The organism is Aquipuribacter hungaricus (assembly GCF_037860755.1).
Classification (GTDB): Bacteria; Actinomycetota; Actinomycetes; order Actinomycetales; family JBBAYJ01; genus Aquipuribacter; species Aquipuribacter hungaricus.
The window spans coordinates 1-4119 of the sequence record NZ_JBBEOI010000287.1; the positions used below are offsets into that span (position 1 = coordinate 1).

The 4119-nt window shown below is 78.2% G+C and carries 5 protein-coding genes; 1 reads left to right on the plus strand and 4 read right to left on the minus strand.

Annotation, left to right across the window (positions count from 1 at the left end; translation table 11 throughout):
- From WCS02_RS18250 to WCS02_RS18265, 4 genes are all read right to left on the minus strand, one after another.
- Nucleotides 1–601 (minus strand): AMP-binding protein (locus tag WCS02_RS18250; RefSeq protein WP_340295714.1); only part of this gene is annotated, 601 nt, incomplete at its 3' end.
- 34 nt (nt 602–635) lie between these two features.
- Nucleotides 636–1613, minus strand: coding sequence for a CPBP family glutamic-type intramembrane protease (locus WCS02_RS18255; protein ID WP_340295715.1), 978 nt, complete (start codon nt 1611–1613; stop codon nt 636–638).
- A gap of 189 nt (nt 1614–1802) precedes the next feature.
- Nucleotides 1803–2300 (minus strand): NUDIX hydrolase, encoded by a 498-nt coding sequence (locus WCS02_RS18260; RefSeq protein WP_340295716.1) that lies wholly within the window; start codon nt 2298–2300, stop codon nt 1803–1805.
- 1 nt (nt 2301) lies between these two features.
- Entirely contained in the window at nt 2302–3255 is a 954-nt protein-coding gene (locus WCS02_RS18265) for a 1,4-dihydroxy-2-naphthoyl-CoA synthase (protein ID WP_340295717.1), read from the minus strand.
- 42 nt (nt 3256–3297) lie between these two features.
- Between WCS02_RS18265 and WCS02_RS18270 the strand changes: the two genes are divergently transcribed.
- On the plus strand, nt 3298–4119 hold an 822-nt coding region (locus tag WCS02_RS18270; protein WP_340295718.1), incomplete at its 3' end, for an o-succinylbenzoate synthase.

Below are 4119 nucleotides of genomic sequence, written 5' to 3' on the forward strand. Positions count from 1 at the left end.
CGCGCACGGCCGGCGGGAGCGCGGCCCCGCCGACGAGGACCGCGTCGAAGCCGCGCAGCGCCTCGAGGACCTCCGGCTGCGCCGTGCCGGCCTCCAGGAGCAGGTCCAGCTGCGCGGGCACGAGCGAGGTGTACCGGCGGCCCCGCGCGCGGCCGGCGAGCGCCGACGCCTCGCGGGCGAACGCCGCGGGGTCGAAGCCGCCCGCGAGGTCGAGCACGGCGGGCCTGGTGCCGGCGACCAGCGAGCGGACGACCACCTGGACCCCGGCGACGGTGTGGGCCGGCACGGCGAGCAGCCAGCTCCCGGCCCCGCCGAGGACGTCGTGGGTGGCGGCGGCGCCGGCCAGGAGGGCGGAGGCGTCCAGGAGCACGTGCTTGGCGCGGCCGGTCGACCCGGTCGTCGACACCACCGCCGCGACCGGGTCCTCGGCGCCGTCCTCGTCCTCGCGCAGCGGGGCGACCGCCTGGGCGGAGGGCTCCCTGCCTGCCGCGTGCGGGGCCACCGCGGGACCGGCCCCGGACAGCGCGGCGCGCAGCGGGGCCAGGAGCGGTCCGCCGTCGGCGCCCACCACGGGCACCGGGAGCACCGGGCGGCCGGTCACCGCCTGGCGCGACCCTGCGCGGGCACCCCGGCGCTCAGACCCGGGCGGCGGACAGCGGGCAGGCCGCGCAGGCAGGGGAGCCGGCGTGGTCGCACGTGGTCCCGCAGGCGGCGTGCGAGCCGCCGGCGTGGGAGTGGCCCGCGTGGGCGTGCCCCGTGACTCCGTCGCGGACGTCGGTGACCGCCGGGGCCGTCCCGTCGGCCGGCGCGCCGGAGGGTACGGCAGAACTGGCAGACCCGGCGGGCACGGCGGTACCGGCGGACCCGGTCGCGGCCGGACCGGTGCCGGCGGCCGCGGGGCCGGGGACGACGACGGGCAGCGAGCTCGTCTCGCCGTGGTCGTGCCCGCACGCGCAGCCCGGGGCGTGGTTGCGGGCGGGGAAGGTGCGCCCGAGCCCGGCGGCGGCGACCGCGACGTGCAGCGCGACGGCGGCGACGACGCTGCCGGTGAGCAGCACGAGCAGGCCGAAGCCGAAGCCCAGGAGCGTGGCCAGCACGAAGCCGTAGCCGCGGCTGCCGCGCCGGGCGCGCCAGGCCTGGAGCAGGCCGGTGGCCAGCGAGGTGACGAGCACCGCGGCCGTGACCGACCAGCCGGTCTCGTCCAGCAGTCCGAGCCCGAAGCCGCGCAGCAGCACCTCGGTCGAGGCGGCGGTGGCGGCGACCGCGAGCAGGGCGCGACGGTCCTGGGGCCGGTGGCCGCGCCGGGCCGCCCACCAGACGACGGCGCCCGCGCCGACGAGCAGGAGCACGGTGACCGCGCCACCCACGGCAGGGGCGGCGACCGCGGAGGGGTTCCACCACAGCGGCACCTGCACCAGGCCCGCCGCGACGGCGGCGAGGGCGACGAGGCCGAGCTGACCGACCACGGTCAGCCGGTGGGCCCCGGCGACAGCGGCGTTGCGGCGGGGCAGCGGACGGGTGTCCCGGGCGAGCCGGGAGACCATCGTGGCCTCCCACGCCGTCCACGCCACGACGGCGGCAGCGACGACCGCGGCAGCGAGCAGGATGTCCACCCCCCCAGCGTAGGAACCCCCGGGGGCCGCCACGAACCCGGGACCGTGATCCCGGGTAACGGTTCGTCATCACGTCGGTAACGGAACGGTCGCCCCGCAGTGTCACGACCGGTCAGCGCTGGGTCATCGAGGTGGGCGGGCCACCCTGCGCGGCCGACCACCGGGCCTCGACGGACGGGGGGACGGGCGTCAGCCCGCCCGGCCGAGGGTCTCGGCGGACAGCCACGCCCCGAGCCAGCCGGGGTGCACGACGTCGTCGGTGGTGCGGAGCTCCGCCTCGCCCCACCAGCGGGAGCCCAGCACGGCCCGCTCCTCCAGCTCGGTGTACGCCGCCGGCGCGGTGACGACCTCGGCGTCGCCGAGCCGGGCGACGAAGTAGTGCTCGTGCTGGCGGTAGGTCACCCCGTCGAAGCCGAACTCCGTGGTGCGCTCCGCGACCGGGCCCTCGAGGGCGTCGACCCGCAGCCCGGTCTCCTCCCACAGCTCGCGGCGGGCGGTCTGCCCGGGGTCCTCGCCGTCCTCGGCACCGCCGCCGGGCGTGAACCACCACGTGCCGTCGTCGGGCCTCGCGGGGTCGCGGCCCAGGAACAGCAGGACCCGGCCGCGGCCGTCGAGCAGCAGCACCCGGGCGGCCTCGCGGTCCACCACGGCCGCGCCCTCGTCGCCGGCGCGCTCGTCGTCGGCCACGTCAGTAGTACCAGGGGAAGGGCGACCAGTCCGGCTCGCGCTTGCCGAGGAAGGCGTCGCGGCCCTCGACCGCCTCGTCGGTCATGTACGCCAGCCGGGTCGCCTCGCCCGCGAACACCTGCTGGCCCATGAGGCCGTCGTCGGTGAGGTTGAGGGCGAACTTCAGCATGCGCTGCGCGGTCGGGGACTTGCCGTTGACCTCGCGGGCCACCTGCAGCGCCTCGGCCTCGAGGTCGGCGTGGTCGGCGACCACGTTGACCGCGCCCATCCGCTGCATCTGCTCCGCGTCGTACGTGCGGCCGAGGAAGAAGATCTCGCGGGCGTTCTTCTGCCCGACCATCTTGGCCAGGTAGGCCGAGCCGTAGCCGGCGTCGAACGAGCCGACGTCGGCGTCGGTCTGCTTGAACCGGGCGTGCTCGCGGCTGGCGACGGTGAGGTCGCAGACGACGTGCAGGGAGTGGCCCCCGCCCGCGGCCCAGCCGCCGACCACGGCGACGACGACCTTGGGCATGGTGCGGACCAGGCGCTGCACCTCCAGCACGTGCAGCCGGCCGCCCTCGGCCGCGGTCCGCCGGGCGTCGACGGTGTCCGCGGTGTCGCCGTCGGCGTACTGGTAGCCCGTCCGGCCCCGGATCCGCTGGTCGCCGCCGGAGCAGAACGCCCGGCCCCCGTCGCGGGGGCTCGGGCCGTTGCCGGTGAGCAGGACGCAGCCGACGTCCGGGGTGCGGCGGGCGTGGTCGAGCACGGCGTACAGCTCGTCGACGGTGTGCGGGCGGAACGCGTTGCGCACCTCGGGCCGGTCGAACGCGACCCGGACGGTCCCGGCGACCGGGCCGGGCAGCACGCAGCGGTGGTAGGTGATGTCGGTGAGCGCCTCGCGGCCGAGCTCCGCGGGGTCGACCTCGCGCCAGGCGGCCGGGTCGAAGGTGTCGGAGACGTCAGCCAGGGCGGGCACCCGGGGAGCCTAGGGCGCGGGGCCCCGGCCAGACTGGCCGCCGTGGCCCCCGACCTCCCGCTGCCCTCGCAGGTCCACGTCGTCGCCCTGCCGATGGCGCGGCGGTTCCGGGGGATCGACGTGCGCGAGGCCGTGCTCGTCGACGGGCCGGCCGGGTGGGGCGAGTTCTCCCCGTTCGAGGGCTACGACGACGCCGAGTCCTCGCGCTGGCTCGCCGCCTGCCTGGAGGCCGCCTACCTGGGCCCGCCCCGGCCGCTGCGCGAGCGCGTCGAGGTCAACGCCACCGTCCCGGCCGTGCCCGCCGCCGACGTGGCCGCGGTGCTCGCCCGGTTCCCCGGCTGCCGCACGGCCAAGGTCAAGGTGGCCGAGCGGGGGCAGGTGCTCGCCGACGACCTGGACCGGGTGGCGGCGGTGCGGGACGTGCTCGGGCCCGGCGGGCGGGTCCGCGTGGACGCCAACGGCGGCTGGGACGCCGCGCAGGCCCTCGACGCGCTGCGCGGGATCGCCCGGGTGCTGGGACCTGGGCTGGACTACGCCGAGCAGCCCGTCGCCGGCCTGGAGGACATGGTGCGGCTGCGGACGTCGCTGGCCGCCGCGGGGCTGGAGGTGCCGCTGGCCGCGGACGAGCTGCTCCGACGGGCCGAGGACCCGCTGGCCGTCGCGCTCGCTGGCGCGGCCGACGTGGTCGTGGTCAAGGTGGCGCCCCTGGGCGGGGTGCGGCGGCTGCTCGAGGTCGCCGAGGAGCTGCGCGAGCGGTACGCGGTCGGGCTGACGGTGAGCTCGGCCCTGGACACCTCGGTCGGCCTGTCGGACGGCGTCGCCGCGGCGGCCGCCCTGCCCGGCCCGGTGCGCGCGGCGGGGCTC